Here is a 15,656-nt window from a genome sequence, read left to right on the forward strand (position 1 = left end):
GGCTAAGAACTCGAATTCACGCAATTTCAAATTGAACCGTGAATTGTGGTTTCAACGCGGCAATCAATCCTTGGCTGGGTCGCCGTCCTCTTCGTCCGCGTCGAGATCGCGGGACACTTCCGGAGAATGCAGCAGCGTGCCGATGCGGTCGTCGTCGTCGAACCGCGTATCTAGAACGAAGCGCAGGTCCGGCATGTATTTCATGGTCAGCCGGCGGGACACCTGGCCGCGCAGATATTTGGCGCTGCGGTTCAGGGCCTTTTCGACATTTTCAGCGTTGACACCCCCAAGCGGCATCACCAGGCAGGTGGCCAGGCGCAGGTCCGGCGTCATGCGCACTTCGGGGATCGTGACGATCACCCCGTCGAGATCAGGGTCGGAGAACCGTCCCCGGGTCAGAATATCGGACAGCTCCTTGCGAACCGTCTCGCCAACGCGCAACTGGCGCTGGGAGGGGCCGCGGCTGTCCTGTCCGTGTTGTCTTGCCATTTTGTTGTTCCTGCATCTCTGGCAGTGCAATGCGTCCCGACGTTTCGGGTGCCTTTGCCGGACCATTTCAGGCTATCCACGCCTTTGCCGTGCCCCAAGCACAGACATTGGCCAGACTGCCCGGATGGTGCGAATACCACGGCCGAGCCATGGCATGACGGCGTTACCTGCGACCAGATACGACGTCAGCGGCTTAATTGAATAAGCCGCTGACATCAGTTTCAAGTAGATTTCTGACTTCGATCAGAGTGTCCGTGCGATCTGCTCGACGCGGAAGCACTCGATGACGTCGCCCGGACGCATGTCCTGGTACTTGACGAAGTTCATGCCGCATTCCTGACCGGACTCGACAGACTTGACCTCGTCCTTGAAGCGCTTGAGCGTGCCCAGTTCGCCTTCGTGGATGACCACGTCGTCGCGAATGAGGCGAACGTTGGCGCCACGTTCCACGACACCTTCGGTGACCAGACAGCCTGCAACCTTGCCGACCTTGGAGATGTGGAAGATTTCCTTGATCTCCGCATTGCCGAGGAAGGTCTCGCGGCGCTCCGGCGACAGCATGCCCGACAGGGCCGCCTTGATGTCATCGACCAGGTCGTAGATCACGTTGTAGTAACGGATCTCGATGCCTTCGCGGCTTGCCGCTTCACGGGCCTGCTTGTTGGCACGCACGTTGAAGCCGATGATCGGAGCCTTGGAAGCGAGCGCCAGCGTGACGTCGCTTTCGGTGATGCCACCGACACCGGACAGCAGGATGCGTGCGCCGACTTCCTCGTTGCCGAGTTCGTTGAGCGCATGGGCAATCGCTTCCGCGGAGCCCTGCACGTCGGCCTTGAGCACCAGCGGGAACTCTTTTTTGCCGGTTTCCTGCAGACGGTTCATCATCTGCTCGAGCGAACCACGCGTACCGGAGGCGACCACGGAGGCCTTCTCGCGGATCTGGCGCTGACGGTAGTCGGTAATTTCACGGGCGCGGGCTTCGTTGTCGACGACCGCAACCATGTCACCGGCTTCCGGAGTGCCCTGGAAGCCCAGAACCTCGACCGGTTTGGCCGGACCGGCTTCCTTCACCTGGTTGCCATTCTCGTCGAGCATGGCGCGGACGCGGCCCCACTCGGCACCGGCAACAAGAATGTCGCCCGGCTTGAGAGTGCCCTTCTGCACCAGAACGGTGGCAACCGGACCGCGGCCCTTGTCGAGCTGCGCTTCGATGACGATACCTTCCGCCTTGCGGTCCGGATTTGCCTGGAGTTCCAGAACTTCGGACTGCAGCAGAATCATTTCCAGAAGCTTGTCGAGGCCCTGGCCACTCTTGGCCGAGACTTCCACATCGATCACGTCACCGCCCATGGATTCCACAACGAGGCTCTCGCTGAGAAGTTCGGTACGGACGCGGTTCGGATCGGCTTCCGGCTTGTCCATCTTGTTGATGGCCACGATGATCGGCACGTCGGCAGCCTTGGCGTGCGCAACGGCTTCCTTGGTCTGCGGCATGACGCCATCATCGGCAGCAACAACAAGGATCACGATATCGGTCGACTTTGCACCGCGAGCACGCATCTGCGAGAACGCAGCGTGGCCCGGGGTATCGATGAAGGTGATCTTGTTGCCGTCCTGATCGACCTGATAGGCGCCGATGTGCTGGGTAATGCCGCCGGCTTCGCCGGTGACAACCTTCGACTTGCGGATCGCATCGAGCAGCGAGGTCTTGCCGTGATCGACGTGACCCATGATGGTCACGACCGGAGGACGCGGCAGCAGGGTGGACGGTTCGTCTTCCGTGGTGAACAGACCTTCTTCGACGTCTGCTTCAGACACGCGCTTGACCGTGTGGCCCATTTCCTCGGCGATCAGTTCGGCGGTATCGGCGTCGATTACGTCGTTGATCTTGAGCATCTGGCCCTGCTTCATGAGAAGCTTGATCACGTCCACAGCTCGCTCTGCCATACGGTTGGCGAGTTCCTGGATCGTGATGGCTTCCGGCAGAACGACTTCACGCATGATCTTCTCACGCACGACCTGCTGCTGTCCGCGCTTCGCCTTTTCCTGGCGACGGCGCATGGAGGCCAGAGACCGCGCACGCTGGCCGTCGTCGCCACCGGTGGCGGCGGAGATGGTCAGCTTGGAGCGGCGGCGGTCGTCGCCGGTGCGCGGACGCGCGGCGGGAGCCGGAGCCTGCTTCGGGCGCTTGACCGCACGAACGCTCTTGTTGTTGCGATCGTCTTCTTCGGATTCTCCGCGCTCGGGTTTCGCACGTGCGGCCGGAGCTTCCGGCGCCTTGCGCTTGCCCATGTCGTCAAGGCTGGGCGGCTTGCCGCCGTCGGCGTGAGCCGGCTTGCGAACCACGGTGCGACCGGTTGCTTCCTTGCGCACAGGCGCAGCAGCTTCCGTTGCCGCTTCGGCGACAGGTTCGCTCTTCGGTTCGGCCTTGGCCTGTTCCGCAGCCTGGAGAGCTTCTTCGGCTTCACGCTTTGCGCGCTCTTCCGCTTCCACCTTGGCGCGGGCCTCTTCTTCGGCCTGACGCTGCGCGGCTTCAACAGCCCGGCGCTTGTCTTCTTCTTCGCGGCGCTTGCGGTCTTCCTCGTCGCGCACCTTCGCCATCTGAAGGGCTGCCGCACGGGCTGCCGCTTCTTCCTTGGTCAGGGTGCGCAGAACGTTGCCGTTGCCCTTCTGGCGTTGGCCGGAGGCAGACCGGCGGGCCTGCTTGGTCGCCTGTGGATCTGGCTGTGGCGGCGTACGCGGCGCTTCAGCCGGCCGCTCGAGGCGCTGTGTTGTCGGCGCAGGAGCTTCTGCTTTCGCTTCCTGCCCCGGGAGTACAACACGACGCTTCTTCTTTTCCACGACGACGGCTTTGGTCCGGCCATGCGAGAAGGACTGCCGAACAGTTCCCTGATCGCCACCGCCGCGCTTTAGGCCAAGCGTTTTGCCACGCTCAACGCTGATTGTCTTGTCGCCTGGATTTTTCGTATCGCTCATATTGCCTTCAGTCCTGCGCAACCGCCTTTTCAAGCGTTGCCATTATCGCTGCTTGCCCCGGAGGAGTTGCGAAAACGCTCCAGGTCACGCACCCGCGACAGGAAGTTTTCGCTCGCCTGCCCCGCAAGCAGTGCAGCATGTATCACATTTGACCGGCCCAATGCCAAATCCAATTGGTCCGAATCGAACAAACGGACGATTTGGCATCCGTTTGCGTGTTCCTGAGTGCCGGCAGCCAGTGCCGCCAGCTTCCTTACCCCGTCTTCTGCAGCGTCCGAGGCATGGACCAGCCCGGCGACATCTTCCTGCCGCAGAGCTGCTTCAACTTTCGCATATCCCGTCACCAGCTCGCCGGCCTTGCGCGTCATGGAGAGCGCTTGCAGCGCCGATCGTTCCATGAGCGCATCAACCCGATCCGCCAGTCCCGGCTCGACAGAGGCTTCCCCTTTAAAGCCCCTGCCGAAGACCTTTTTCCGGTCCTTTTCGGCAACAGCTACGACTTCTTTCGTGGCGGTTATCCAAACACCACGCCCTGGAAGAACCCGCTTCAGATCCGGAACCACCTCGCCTTGCGGGTCGAGGACGAACCGGATCAGCGCACTGACGGGCTGAACCTCCCGGGTCACGGCACATTGCCGTTCGGTCGGCTCACTCTTCCTGGGCACGCTGCCACTCCTTTAGATCAACCTGCTTTCCGGTGCGAACACCTTCGGCGCAGAAAAGTTGATCGAACTTGCGAATTCGAAGCTGCCGATCGGCCGGGGCCAGACCGGAAGCTTCATACAGGAGGCTTTTGCCTCTCTCGTTACCCGTTCAGGATCGCGCCGCCCTGCGGCTCTTCTCCAACGGTCTCGGCCATTTCGGCCTCGTCTTCTTCTTCGGCTTCTTCTGCCTCAGCTTGAGCTGCGAGTTCTTCCTCGGTGATCCAGCCGGCTGCCAGACGAGCGGCCATCACGACGTTTTCCGCTTCAGCGCGGGACATGTCGAATTCCGAAAGAGCACCTTCGAAGCGCTTGGTTTCGCCGTCCTTGCGTTCGGTCCAGCCGACGAGATCGTCAGCAGCGCAACCGGCGAGGTCTTCCATCGTCTTGATGTCGTCCTTGCCCAAGGCAACCAGCATAGCCGTTGTCAGGCCATCAATCGACCTCAAGTCGTCGGCAACACCGAGCGAAATACGCTCTTCGTCGAGTTTTGCTTCCAGTTCGGCCAGGTAATCCCGGGCACGTGCCTGGATTTCGACGGCGGTGTCGTCGTCGAAGCCTTCGATCATGGAGATCTCGTCGAGCTCCACATAGGCAACTTCCTCAACCGAGGTAAAGCCTTCGGTCGCCAGCAACTGTCCGACCATCTCGTCCACGTTGAGGGCTTCCATGAACAGCTGCGAGCGCTCCAGGAATTCCTTCTGGCGGCGGTCGCTTTCTTCCTGCTCGGTCATGATGTCGATGGCCCAGCCGGTCAGCTGTGAGGCCAGACGCACGTTCTGGCCGCGGCGGCCGATCGCCAGTGATAGTTGGTCATCAGGAACGACAACTTCAATACGTTCGGCGTCTTCGTCCAGAACAACCTTGGCAACTTCGGCCGGCTGCAGGGCGTTGACGATGAAGGTTGCCGCTTCTTCGTTCCACGGGATGATGTCGATCTTTTCGCCCTGGAGTTCGCCAACAACGGCCTGGACGCGGCTGCCGCGCATACCCACGCAGGCGCCGACCGGGTCGATGGAGCTGTCCTTGGAGATCACGGCGATCTTCGCGCGCGAACCCGGGTCACGGGCAACGGACTTGATCTCGATGACGCCGTCGTAGATTTCCGGAACTTCCTGGGCAAACAGCTTCGCCATGAACTGCGGATGCGTGCGCGACAGGAAGATCTGCGGGCCGCGCTGCTCGCGGCGAACGTCGTAAATGATGGCGCGGATGCGGTCGCCCGTGCGGAAGATTTCGCGCGGGATCAGCTCGTCGCGGCGGACGATGCCTTCGCCGCGGCCAAGATCGACGATGACGTTGCCGTATTCGGCGCGCTTGACGACACCGTTGACGACTTCGCCGACACGGTCCTTGAATTCTTCGTACTGACGGTCACGCTCGGCTTCGCGCACTTTCTGCACGATAACCTGCTTGGCGGACTGGGCGGCGATACGGCCGAAATCGAGCGGCGGCAGCGGCTCGGCAATGAAGTCGCCGATGCTGGCTTCCGGATTGCGGGCCTGCGCATCATCAAGAGAGATGTCGGTGGAAACGTTCTCGACAGTGTCAACGACCTGAAGCAGGCGCTGCAAACGGATCTCGCCGGTCTTCGGATTGATTTCGGCGCGGACTTCCGTTTCCGTACCATAGCGGGAGCGGGCTGCCTTCTGGATCGCGTCTTCCATTGCATTGATGACGATCATCCGGTCGATGGATTTTTCCCGTGCGACCGCGTCAGCGATTTGCAGCAGTTCCAGCCGGTTCGCGCTGATTGCCATATTCCACTCCTCTTGCGCCAAGGATCGGTTCGGGCGCGTTCTTCTTCTTTCCCTTAGAGCCTGTGGCTCAGTTGGGCATGTTGTCCTGCGACAGCTCGTCATCCTGGCCACGGGCGGCAAGCGCCGCCTTTTCCGCCTGAAGAGCTGCGGTAATCAAGTCATCGGTCAGAACCAGCTTGGCTTCGCCGATGTTCTCCAACGGCAGCGCCACGGTGTCCTCTTCGCCTTCCCGCACATCGGGCAGCCGAAGGTTGGCCTTGCCGTCTTCCGCGCCGAGGAGCTTGCCCCGGAATCGCTTGCGGCCATCCAGCATGACGGCCATCTCGACCTTCAGCTCATGGCCGGCCCAGCGATTGAAATCGCCGGCCCGCACGAGCGGACGGTCGATACCTGGAGATGAAACTTCTAGATGATATGCCCGGTTGATCGGGTCTTCGACGTCGAGCGCAGGCGAGACAGCCCGGCTGATGGTTTCGCAGTCCTCGACCGTCATGGTGCCGTCCGGGCGCTCCGCCATGATCTGCAGGGTGCAGCCGTTCTGAGCACTGATCTTCGTACGCACCAGTCGGTAGCCGAGGTCCTCGATGACCGGCTCCACAATTGCGGCAACACGGGCATCAAGACCCTGTTCCGTCACAATTCTCGGTTCGTGTGCGCTCACACTTGGCTCCTGTTGGCGGCCGTTACCGGCTCTTGAGCATCAGATGCACCTGATTGTCGATTTACATAGGGCAGTCCTGCTCGAACTCGTTGGTTTCCGGTTATGTAAGCAAAAAAGAGCGGGTCCCCGGCGGGCCCACTCTCAAAGTGCTCAGATAAGCCGTTTGAGGTGAAACACGGGCTGTATAACGCCAAAGGGGGCAAAAAGGCAAGAGGCCGGGCCAAATTCCTCAAAGAAGTTGGCGCCAGTCCGGAATCCCCCGATAAACGGCAGCAAACGCGCCATTCTCCGCGATGCGCCGCTACACCCTGCGGAAAGTCAGGTACCGTCCGATACGCCCCTCGCGGATGGCCTTCGCCTCGTAGCGTGTACTCGGCCAGCCTTCCCAGGGTGTTTTCCAGTCGGACGCTGTTTCCGCCGCCCATTCGAACGCCGCATGGTCGCGGCAATGGCGCAGTGTCCAGTCGACGTAGGTATCGATGTCGCTGGCAAAACGGAATTCGTGGCCGGGCTTGATGGCCCGGGCATAGCGATCGAGATTCTGTTCGTTGATGAACCGGCGCTTCCAGTGGCGCTTTTTCGGCCAGGGATCCGGATAGAGCTGATAGGCCAGGTCGAGACTTGCCTCGGGCAACCAGTCCAGAACATTGACGGCATCATCATCGTAAAGGCGGATATTGCGGAACCCCTCCCCCACGACGGCATTCACGGCCTTGGCCATGCTGCCGACGAAAGGTTCGACGCCGATGAAGCCGACACGCGGATTGGTTCTGGCCCGGTGAAGCAGATGCTCACCGCCACCAAAGCCGACCTCCAGACACACCTCGTCGACATCCGCATCAAAGAGGGTCTTCAGATCCTCCGGAGCGGGTGTTGCCAGGTCCAGCGCCAGGCGCGGCAGTTCGTTTTCCATCAGCGCCTCACGGCGCGGGCTCAACGGCTTGCCCTTGCGGCGGCCGTAAAAGGAACCTTCGTAGCGGTCAGTCATAATTCAACTTCAAAACGACAGATCGCCGGCACTGAACCGGCGATCTGCTTCACTTCTTCCATGTTCAGCGTAGGCGCAGCTTATCCCGCAAGCGGGCGCAGCGCGTCAACCAGATCCGTCTTTTCCCAGCTGAAGCCGCCATCGGCCTCAGGTTCGCGGCCGAAGTGGCCGTAAGCGGCGGTGCGCTCATAGATCGGGTTGTTCAGCTTCAGGTGCTGGCGGATGCCGCGCGGGCTGAGGCCCATGACATCGCGCAACGCTTTTTCCAGCTTGGCTTCATCGCAACGGCCGGTGCCATGCAGGTCGACGTAGACCGACAGCGGCTCCGGAACGCCGATGGCGTAGGAAAGCTGAATGGTGCAGCGGTCGGACAGATCGGCTGCAACAACGTTCTTGGCAAGATAGCGCGCCGCGTAGGCTGCCGAACGGTCCACCTTGGTCGGGTCCTTGCCGGAGAATGCGCCGCCGCCATGCGGAGCCGCACCACCGTAGGTGTCGACAATGATCTTGCGGCCGGTCAGGCCGGCATCGCCGTCAGGGCCGCCGATGACGAAGGCACCGGTCGGGTTGACGTGCCAGACGGTGTCGCCGGTGATGAAGCCTTCCGGCAGTGCAGTGCGGATGTAAGGCTCGACAATGGCGCGTACGTCGGAGGAGGTCAGGGCCGGATCCAGATGCTGGGTCGACAGAACGATCGAGGTTGCCTCGACCGGCTTGCCGTCGACGTAGCGGACGGTTACCTGGCTCTTCGCGTCCGGGCCGAGCGCAGGCTCCTGACCGGATTTGCGGACGTCGGCCAGAAGACGCAGGATCTTGTGCGAAAACAGGATCGGAGCCGGCATCAACTCTTCGGTTTCACGGCAGGCGTAACCGAACATGATGCCCTGATCGCCAGCACCTTCGTCCTTGTTGTCGGCGGCATCAACGCCCTGGGCGATGTGTGCGGACTGCGCGTGAAGGTGAACGGCGATATCGCAGTTTTCCCAATGGAAACCGTCTTGCTCGTAGCCGATATCTTTCACTGCCATGCGGGCAAGATGAGCGATGTAATCGTTGGTGATGGTTGACGGACCGCGGGTTTCGCCGGCGATCACGATACGGTTGGTCGTTGCCAGGGTTTCACAGGCAACGCGCGCTTCCGGCATTTCCTTGAGGTAGGCATCTACAACCGCATCGGATATACGGTCGCATACTTTATCCGGATGCCCTTCGGAGACGGACTCGGAGGTAAACAGGTAATTCTGACGTGCCATTGGCGATCGTCCTTCTGGGAATGAATATGACAGGAGCGGCGATTGTCATCGCCGCTCCGTCTGCATCAATCTTAGAAGTTCTTCGCCGCGTCAAGCGCGCGCGTGAATTTTGTCAGTCGTCGCCAGCCAGAGACCGGACCAGATCGACGATCCGGCGGCGTACTTTCGGGTCTTCAATCCGCACGAATGCCTTGTTCAGGGACAGGCCTTCGGAAGAAGACAGGAAGTCGACGACATAAGAGGTCGGCTGCGTTTCGCCGAAGCCTTCCGCCTCTTCAGGCGTACCGGGCGCATCTTCGAAGAAAAAGGAAACCGGGACTTTCAGAACGGTTGCGATGTGTTGCAACCGGCTGGCACCGATACGGTTGGTGCCTTTTTCGTATTTCTGGATCTGCTGGAAGGTGATGCCCAGACTTTCGCCAAGCTTTTCCTGACTCATGCCTAGCATCATGCGGCGAAGCCGGACGCGGCTGCCAACATGAATATCGATCGGATTCGGAGACTTTTTACTGGGCATCTGTGTCGCTCTTTCTTTTTCTCGCGGAAAAAGCCCGCTCGTTTTCGTTTGCACAAGCTCTCCTGACATCCCCCCACAGGCTCAAGAGACCGAAGTTTGCCCGCAACCTTTCACTTGTACATGAAGCAGCCTTCAATCGGCTATTTCACGGTTGTATCACAGTTCCTTCACTCAACTCAAACAAAAAATATCAATTTACACGCGAATCGCGGTTGTATTGGTAAAACCCGGCAAATACTACGATAAGAAACGAGATAACGAGCACGGGCAGATCGCCAAAAATGCCGTAGAGAGTATTGTCTAGTCTCTGCGGAAGCTTGGAATCGATCAGACCTTTTTCGAATATCGCGAGTTTCGCGACCACCTGACCTTTGGCATCAATCACCGCTGAAATGCCTGTATTTGCAGCTCTAATCAGCGGCAGGCCGGTTTCGATGGCACGTAAACGAGCCTGCGCGAGATGCTGATAAGGGCCGGGCGTCCGGCCAAACCAGGCGTCGTTGGTAACGTTCAGCAGAAAGTCCGGCCTTCTGGAAACACCGTTCAGAGATCCCGGAAAAATTGCCTCATAGCAAATCATGGGTAGAAAACTAAAACTTTCGGAGGTGGTCAGTACACGCGGTTGATACCCGGCCTCGAACCCATCCATGGGGCCCGCAAGGTTAGAAATTCCCAGTGATTCAAGCAGAGGTTTAAACGGAACGTATTCGCCGAAAGGCACGAGCCGAACCTTGTCGTAGATGCCCTGGACGGTGCCCTCGGTGCCGATGACGAAGACGCTGTTAAAGTAATCAGCCCCTCTCATGCCGGGCTCGGCCCGGATCGCGCCGGTCACCAGTTCGGTCTTGTCACCGAGCGACTGACCGATCCGGAACAAGGCTCCCGGCTCCTGTGTCAGCAGGAAGGGAACAGCCGATTCCGGCCAGACCACCATGCGCGGCTGTCCGACGCGCGCGGCACCGCCAAGCGGCGCTTCGGTCATGTCGAGGAAGGTCTGAAAGATCTCGTCGCGCAGCTCCGGCCGCCATTTGTCTTTCTGATCGATCGATGGCTGTACAATTCGGATGTCGAGATCGGCAACGGGCAATGCCGTCTGCCAGAGCCTGACGGCGCCATAACCCGCAACCGCGGCCAGGGCAACCGCCGCAACGACAACGGCCGTCGCACGCTGGCGAAACGGGCGAGCGTCTGCCAGAACGGCCGGCGTCGAAAAGACCGCAACCACGAAGAAGCTGAGACCATAAAGCCCGACGAGACTTGCCGCCTGCGACACGCTCAGCGATCCGGACACGCCATAACCGAAGGCATTCCAGGGAAACCCGGTCAGGACATGGCCGCGCAACCAGTCCGTCAGGGTCAGGCCGGCAGCAAGCACCAGGATGCGGCGAAACTGGTCACTCCAGAATATCGCGGCCAGCCCCACCCCAAGGCCCGTGAACAGCGCCAGTCCGACAGGCATTGCCAGCACGGCAAAGGGCATCAGCCAGGCAAAGCGCTCCGCTTCCACCAGAAACGCCGCGCCGATCCACCAAAGACCCGAGAGAAAATAGCCGAAGCCGAACAACCAGCCGAGCGCGAAGCCCGTGCGAAACCGCTGAACCCGCTTGCCGGGTGCGGAATCGACCGCTCCGTCCAGCATCCAGACCAGACAGGGAAACGTGACCAGAAGCACGAAGGTGAAGTCATAAGGGGGAAGCGCAAAGGCCGTCAGCGCACCGCAGGCGGCGCACAAGAGACGGCGCTGCCAGCCCCACGCCAGAAGAAAGGTATTTGGCAGGGCCGACAGGCGGTGTGACAACCATTGCATCAAAGAGCTTCCCCATACTTGCGGTCAGGAGATTTGTCGGCTCGCCGCAGTGGGGTCAAGGGTTAATACCAACGGCGCGCGAAGAAGTCGCTTCGAGACGACGGGCCATCGGCACCGTTGGCAAGCATCCTTTTGGCTGGTTTCAGCGTCCGGCCGCTCATCCGTTTCCGCTGGACGCAGCAACCTTGGTCTTGGTGCTTTCGCTGTCCTGGCTGCTCTCGCCGGAAACGGAATCGGTCCGCTTTGGACGGCGGCGAAGGTCCGGCGGGCGCGCGTCGGCGCGGCGGCGGCGGATCTTCAGGCGCTTGATGCGGCGCGGATCCGCATCCATTATCTCGAATTCGAACCCGGGCACTTCATCCGGCACCAGCAGCAGCTCTCCGCGGACCGGTACGCGGCCAACGGAGACATAGAGCAGACCACCGAGCGTATCGACGTCCTCGGAAATCTCGCCGTCGTTCAGCTGCGTGCCGAGCGCTTCGTCGAGTTCCTCAAGCGGCAGACGCGGATCTGCGATCCACACGCCCTCGCCGGCGGCAGCCAACATGGCTTCCTCGTCCTCGTCGTGTTCGTCTTCGATATCACCGACAACTTCCTCGACAAGATCTTCCAGCGACACAAGTCCGTCGGTTCCGCCGTATTCGTCGATCACCAGCGCCATCTGGATACGATCGGCCTGCATTTTCGCCATCAGGTCCGTCGCCGGCATGGACGGCGGCACGAACAAGAGATTGCGCAGCAGATCCGTGTCCTTCAGCGAGACCGACAGGTCGACGCAGGACAGGTCCAGGTCGGGCATGTTGTGACCGTTCCGCGCAGGCGCATTCGAATTGGACGGTTGAAAGCCGGTTGTATCGTTTTCATTGTCCACAGAAGTTGCAGGACGGTTCGAAGCGCCACGTTCCGCGATATAGGCCATCAAATCCTTGATGTGGACCATGCCCCGCGGATCGTCGAGCGTCTCTTCGTAAACCGGCATGCGCGAATGCCCGCTCGTCTGGAACAGTTCCATGACGCGGCTCAGGCTGGTTTCCAGATCGACCGCGTCGATATCCGCACGCGGGATCATGACGTCGTCGACGCGCAATTCACGCAGTCTCAGAATGTTTCCGAGGAGCATTCGCTCCTCCGGCGAGAAGGCAGCATCACCACCCTCCCGAGCAAGCTCGTCCTCCAAGTTCTCGCGCAAGCTCGAAGACTGGCGGCCCAAGCGCAGGAAGCGTTTGAGAAGATCGAGAAAGGCCGCAGGTTTCTGCGGCTTCAGCTGTTGCGGGTCTTCCCCGTCCTGGTCCTGTCCGGTGCTGGCAGGCTTCTGCCCGGTTGCCGGACTTTGCGGTTCAATTGAGTTCATCATCCATCAATCAAGAACATCACGTCCCATGATGCCACTTAACCGCCGTCGGCCACAAGTGGCCTGTCCGCGTAAGGGTCATCGATGCCAAGAGACGCCAGAATGGACTTCTCAAGGCTTTCCATCAGTTCCGCCTCTTCACTTTCCTGATGATCATAATCGAAAAGGTGAAGCAAACCATGAACAGTCAGATGGGTAAGGTGATCGGAAAATTCAATTCCAAGGTCTGCAGCTTCCGCTGCGACGGTTTCATAGGCGAAAACGATGTCCCCCAGAAGGGGGCCATAAACGTCGCCTTGCGGATCACTGCCGGGAAAGGACAGGACGTTCGTTGCCTTGTCCTTGTCGCGCCATTTCGCGTTCAGCTGCCGGATCGACGCGTCGTCGGTAAACAGCAGCGAGACTTCCGTTCCCTCCAGCACTTCCAGATCCGCCCCTGCAAAGGCAGCGGTGATGGCCTTTGCAGTTATTGCATCCAACTGGCTTTCCGCCGGCCAATCGCCTGCTTCTATCGACAGGTCTATCTGAAAACTATCAGGCAATCGGTCTGGCATCGTCGGCAAGGGCTTTTCAGGAATTTGCGGCTTCACGAGGGCGCGCAGAGGCACCGTCGCGGTCCGCACCACGTTGTCGCTCGGCAAAGCGGCGCTCGCGCGCTTCCGATTCTTCCCGAGAGGCGTTGTCGTAAGCGGTCACGATCCGTCCGACCAGCTCGTGACGGACAACGTCCTTCTCGTTGAAGCGGATATGGGCAACTTCAGGAATGTCCGTCAAAAGCCCCAGCGCTTCGCGCAGACCGGACATCTGTCCTGACGGCAGGTCGATCTGGCTCGGATCGCCGGTGACGATCATCTTCGAGCCTTCCCCAAGACGCGTCAGGAACATCTTCATCTGCATGGAGGTCGTGTTCTGCGCCTCATCAAGCAGGACCACCGCGTTGGAGAGCGTGCGGCCGCGCATGAAGGCGAGCGGCGCCACTTCAATCATGCCGGACTGCAAGCCACGATCGACCTTCTCGGCCGGCATCATCTCGTAAAGCGCATCGTAGATCGGCCGCAGGTACGGATCGACCTTGTCCTTCATTTCACCCGGCAGGAAGCCGAGGCGCTCACCGGCTTCCACGGCAGGACGGGACAGGATCAGTCGGGCCACATCGCCGCGCTCCAGAAGAGCTGCTGCATAGGCAACCGCCAGAAAGGTCTTGCCGGTACCGGCCGGGCCGGTTCCGAAAATCAGGTCGGCCCGATCCATCGACCGGATATAGGCATCCTGGGTCGGTGTGCGGGCGACGATCGTTTTCCGGCGGGTCGCGATCTGGGCGAAGGCCAGCCGGGACTTCGGCTCCAGCGTCGGCAACGGCAGCTGCGCTTCCGCAGCCGCTGCCATGCGCAGCGCGCCATCGACATCACCCGGGTGGATTTCCTGCCCCTGCAGCAAACGCTGATACATGGCTTCCAGAGCCGTGCGCGCCTGGGCGCAGCCAACCTGGCTGCCTTTCAGTGTCACCTGGTTGCCCCGGGCAATCGCGTCGATGCCGAGGCGCTGCTCGATCAGCGCAAGGTTCTGGTCGAATTGCCCAAACAGATCTCCGATCAGCCGGTTATCTTCAAAGGCAAGAACAATATGGGTCATGTCGGAGGCCGAACCGGCCGCAGAGGATTGTACCGAAGACTTGCGGGATGAAGAGTGGCTGTCGCGCGTCAAATGACGTCTCCTTTAGGCCGCCGGAGCCGGGATGCGTCCGGACCTTCCAAGATCATCTTGCCCCGCAATCAGCCGCCCGAACAGGGAATTGGACCCGATGTCGACGATTTCCACCGCTTGTATCGACCCGATGAGGTCTTCAGGTGCATCCAGCTGCACCGGCTGCAACCACGGCGACTTGCCGACCAGCTGTCCGGGATTGCGGCCGGTCTTCTCCAGAAGCACATCGCAGGTCATGCCCAGACGCGAGGCGTTGAACGCCTTCTGCTGCTCGGCAACCAGCGCCTGAAGCGCGGCCAGCCGTGCGGACTTGACGTCCTCCGGCACCTGTTCGTCCATGGTCGCGCCGGGCGTACCGGGCCTGGAACTGTATTTGAACGAGAAGGCCGAGCCGTAGCCGACCTGTCGAATCAGATCCATCGTGTCTTCGAAATCCTGGTCGCTCTCGCCCGGGAAACCGACGATGAAATCGCCTGAGAGCGCAATGTCGGGAGATACGTCGCGAATGCGGTCGATCAGGCGGAAATACTCATCGCGCGTGTGCCGGCGGTTCATCGCCTTCAGGATCTTGTCGGACCCGGACTGCACCGGCAGGTGCAGATACGGCATCAGGCTTTTCAGGTCCCGATGCGCCTCGATCAGGTCATCATCCATATCGCGCGGATGGCTGGTGGTGTAGCGCAGCCGGTCCAGACCGTCGATTTCCGCCAGACGACGCAGCAACCGGCCAAGACCCCAGACGGCACCATCCGGCGATGTGCCGTGATACGCGTTAACGTTCTGGCCCAGCAGCGTGATCTCGCGTACCCCGGCCGCGGCCATGCGTTCGGCTTCGCTGACGATCTGTTCGACAGAGCGGGAGACTTCGGCCCCGCGCGTGTAGGGAACGACGCAGAAGGTGCAGAACTTGTCGCAGCCTTCCTGCACGGTCAGGAAGGCGGATGGCGGGCGTTTGAGAACCTGCTTTTCGGCACGTTCCGACAGGTGATTGAACTTGGCGTCGATATCAAACTCGGTCTCGACAACCTTGGAGCCTGCGCGGGCCTTTTCCAGAAGGGACGGCAGCTGATGATAGCTCTGCGGGCCCACCACAAGATCAACAATCGGAGCCCGGCGAGAAATTTCCTCGCCCTCCGCCTGCGCAACGCAGCCGGCGACACCCACCATCATGTCCTTGCCGGATTTTGCCCGCTCTTCCTTGACCTTGCGGATGCGGCCAAGCTCCGAATAGACTTTCTCGGCAGCCTTTTCACGAATATGGCAGGTGTTCAGAATGACAAGATCCGCGTCTTCCAGATCGTCCGTCGCCTCGAATCCTTCCGGTGCCAGCACATCGGTCATGCGCTCGCTGTCGTAGACGTTCATCTGGCAGCCATAGGTACGCACGAACACCTTGCGGGTGTTTCCGCCCTTGCGGGCGTCTGTCATATCGGCGGCGGAAACGGCGGT

13 protein-coding genes are annotated in these 15,656 nt (G+C 60.5%); all 13 read right to left on the minus strand.

Features of this window, described 5'->3' with window-relative positions; all coding sequences use genetic code 11:
• Window positions 1-63 precede the first annotated feature (63 nt).
• Window positions 64-489: a 30S ribosome-binding factor RbfA gene (gene rbfA, locus HCG46_RS14000; protein ID WP_055657070.1), complete on the minus strand. Its 426-nt coding sequence runs from the start codon at window positions 487-489 to the stop codon at window positions 64-66.
• Between the two features lie 243 nt (window positions 490-732).
• Complete coding sequence (gene infB, locus HCG46_RS14005) at window positions 733-3,465, minus strand: translation initiation factor IF-2 (RefSeq protein WP_022999109.1); 2,733 nt, start codon at window positions 3,463-3,465, stop codon at window positions 733-735.
• A gap of 29 nt (window positions 3,466-3,494) precedes the next feature.
• A complete protein-coding gene (locus HCG46_RS14010) occupies window positions 3,495-4,130 on the minus strand; it encodes an RNA-binding protein (RefSeq protein ID WP_031268706.1) in 636 nt (211 codons plus the stop codon).
• A 140-nt stretch (window positions 4,131-4,270) separates the two neighbouring features.
• Complete coding sequence (gene nusA / locus HCG46_RS14015; protein WP_022999112.1) at window positions 4,271-5,926, minus strand: transcription termination factor NusA; 1,656 nt, start codon at window positions 5,924-5,926, stop codon at window positions 4,271-4,273.
• A gap of 67 nt (window positions 5,927-5,993) precedes the next feature.
• On the minus strand, window positions 5,994-6,587 hold the full coding sequence (gene rimP, locus HCG46_RS14020; protein ID WP_031268707.1) for a ribosome maturation factor RimP: 594 nt from the start codon (window positions 6,585-6,587) through the stop codon (window positions 5,994-5,996).
• A gap of 301 nt (window positions 6,588-6,888) precedes the next feature.
• Window positions 6,889-7,575, minus strand: a complete 687-nt coding sequence (locus HCG46_RS14025; RefSeq protein ID WP_022999114.1) for a tRNA (guanine(46)-N(7))-methyltransferase TrmB — start codon at window positions 7,573-7,575, stop codon at window positions 6,889-6,891.
• Window positions 7,576-7,655: 80 nt separating this feature from the next.
• Complete coding sequence (gene metK, locus HCG46_RS14030; protein ID WP_022999115.1) at window positions 7,656-8,828, minus strand: methionine adenosyltransferase; 1,173 nt, start codon at window positions 8,826-8,828, stop codon at window positions 7,656-7,658.
• A 112-nt stretch (window positions 8,829-8,940) separates the two neighbouring features.
• Window positions 8,941-9,345 (minus strand): helix-turn-helix transcriptional regulator, encoded by a 405-nt coding sequence (locus HCG46_RS14035; protein WP_023014432.1) that lies wholly within the window; start codon window positions 9,343-9,345, stop codon window positions 8,941-8,943.
• A gap of 190 nt (window positions 9,346-9,535) precedes the next feature.
• Window positions 9,536-11,152, minus strand: a complete 1,617-nt coding sequence (lnt, locus tag HCG46_RS14040) for an apolipoprotein N-acyltransferase (protein ID WP_209009457.1) — start codon at window positions 11,150-11,152, stop codon at window positions 9,536-9,538.
• Between the two features lie 157 nt (window positions 11,153-11,309).
• On the minus strand, window positions 11,310-12,506 hold the full coding sequence (locus HCG46_RS14045) for a hemolysin family protein (RefSeq protein WP_022999118.1): 1,197 nt from the start codon (window positions 12,504-12,506) through the stop codon (window positions 11,310-11,312).
• Window positions 12,507-12,541: 35 nt separating this feature from the next.
• Window positions 12,542-13,057 carry an rRNA maturation RNase YbeY gene (gene ybeY, locus HCG46_RS14050; RefSeq protein WP_168686701.1) on the minus strand — a complete coding sequence of 172 codons (516 nt, stop codon included), beginning with the start codon at window positions 13,055-13,057 and terminating at the stop codon, window positions 12,542-12,544.
• A 16-nt stretch (window positions 13,058-13,073) separates the two neighbouring features.
• Window positions 13,074-14,135, minus strand: coding sequence for a PhoH family protein (locus HCG46_RS14055; RefSeq protein ID WP_022999120.1), 1,062 nt, complete (start codon window positions 14,133-14,135; stop codon window positions 13,074-13,076).
• 84 nt (window positions 14,136-14,219) lie between these two features.
• Window positions 14,220-15,635 (minus strand): tRNA (N6-isopentenyl adenosine(37)-C2)-methylthiotransferase MiaB, encoded by a 1,416-nt coding sequence (gene miaB, locus HCG46_RS14060; RefSeq protein ID WP_286185392.1) that lies wholly within the window; start codon window positions 15,633-15,635, stop codon window positions 14,220-14,222.
• Window positions 15,636-15,656: the final 21 nt, after the last annotated feature.

Origin of the sequence: Labrenzia sp. PO1, from assembly GCF_012273635.1 — a bacterium.
Lineage (GTDB): Bacteria > Pseudomonadota > Alphaproteobacteria > Rhizobiales > Stappiaceae > Roseibium > Roseibium algicola.